Raw genomic sequence first — 1,394 nt, 5'->3', positions numbered from 1 at the left:
CGGCGACCACCGACGCCAACCGCGCCGCATCTTCAGAGTTTACGATCACACATACGATCTGGGACATCCCGCCAGACTCGCACGAAACTAACCGATTGTGAATCACCTGATTGGGTCAGTGCACTAGAATTCTCCGGCTGATCGCGGAATCCCGCAGAAGCGTTAAGGAACCCGCTTGATCCGGGGCGGGATTCTTGACAGGCGGAATAATTAATAAGAAGATAAATTTACTGCAAGCAGATAAAGACTGGTCTGGCAAATGTCGTCACGGCTGGCGCAGTTCGTACTGCGGGAGAGGAGGCACCCATGCTTAAGCCAGGGACGAAAATACCGGAATTGGAATTTCCATTGCTGGCGGGCGGTTCATGGGCGCTGCAGCCGGAAGCAAACGCGCGGCTGCGCTTGATATCTTTTTATCGCGGCGCTTTTTGCGGTTTTTGCACGCGGTTTATGCAGCAACTCAACGATTTGCATACCGAATTTGCGGAGCTAGGCATCGATCTGGCCGGAGTCAGCGTTGATTCGAGGGCCGTTGCGCAGGCATGGGCCAAAAAAAATCAGATAGACAAGGTTTCAGTCGGTTATGGGCTGCTCCGAAAAGATGTCGAGGCTTGCGGCATTTTTGCGTCGCACTTCAGCCGCGATGGGCAGGAGCTCTACTTCGCGGAGCCCGCGCTCTGGTTGGTCAAGCCGGACGGAGAGCTTTATCTCACCATCCAGAGCTCGGTGTCATGCGGGCGTCCTGACCTAGAGTCCCTTGTGGCCGGCCTCAAGCTGCTGGCCGTGCAAGGCTTTCCAACGCGCGGAAATGCTTGAGATACTTGCCCCGTCGCAAGATCGGGAGCCCTAGCCGCTCTTATTCACGGGGGACCGCGTGACGGCGTGATGCTGGCCGGGGGCGACAGGCAGATGGTGCAAGCGCGAGTTGCGCCGTGGCGATGATTCGATCGCGTTTGGCCGAGAGGTTTGCGGGGTTTCCGGAGAGGGTGGATCGATCTGCGGGCAGGGCCGCGCCGTTCAGGAGCTGGCGGCGCGGGGACTGTCAGAAATTCCGTGTGGGGGCGGGCGGTTGAACATTACGCCGCCATGGCCCTGATGAAGCGCTCGCCGAAGATGACGGCGAACTGGGCCTTGGCCATGGACCACTCACGTGGCGGCATTCTCCACTCTTTCTCCGACCGGTTCAAGATCAGGTAGAGCAGCTTGGTTGCAGCATCGTCGGTGGGGAAGTGCCCCCTGGCTCGGACGGCGCGCCTGAGCTTCGAGTTCAGGGCTTCTATCGCGTTGGTAACCGGTATGAGGGTTGCCGGTGCCGAAATCCCCGCTGAGACCATGCTGGTTTTGGTATATGGTGCGACCATCCGGGACAGAGGCACCGGGAGCACGAAAGTGTG

At 58.8% G+C, this 1,394-nt stretch carries 2 protein-coding genes; one reads left to right on the top strand and one right to left on the bottom strand.

Features of this window, described 5'->3' with window-relative positions; translation table 11 throughout:
* The first annotated feature begins 306 nt into the window (after positions 1-306).
* The gene (locus EWE75_RS24590) at positions 307-816 is read left to right on the top strand and encodes a redoxin domain-containing protein (protein WP_130160632.1); all 510 of its coding nucleotides are present in this window, start codon (positions 307-309) and stop codon (positions 814-816) included.
* Positions 817-1,076: 260 nt separating this feature from the next.
* Here EWE75_RS24590 and EWE75_RS24585 read toward each other — a convergent pair.
* On the bottom strand, positions 1,077-1,394 hold a 318-nt coding region (locus EWE75_RS24585; protein WP_427915824.1), incomplete at its 5' end, for a transposase.

Source organism: Sphingomonas populi (assembly GCF_004208535.1).
GTDB classification, from domain to species: Bacteria; Pseudomonadota; Alphaproteobacteria; order Sphingomonadales; family Sphingomonadaceae; genus Sphingomonas; species Sphingomonas populi.
The sequence above is the reverse complement of the archived record's forward strand: the minus strand, read 5'-3'. Positions and strand labels throughout refer to the sequence as shown.

Coding starts and splice junctions, on each gene's coding strand:
- EWE75_RS24590 (WP_130160632.1), top strand. CDS start 307: ATGCTTAAGCCAGGGACGAAAATACCGGAATTGGAATTTCCATTGCTG.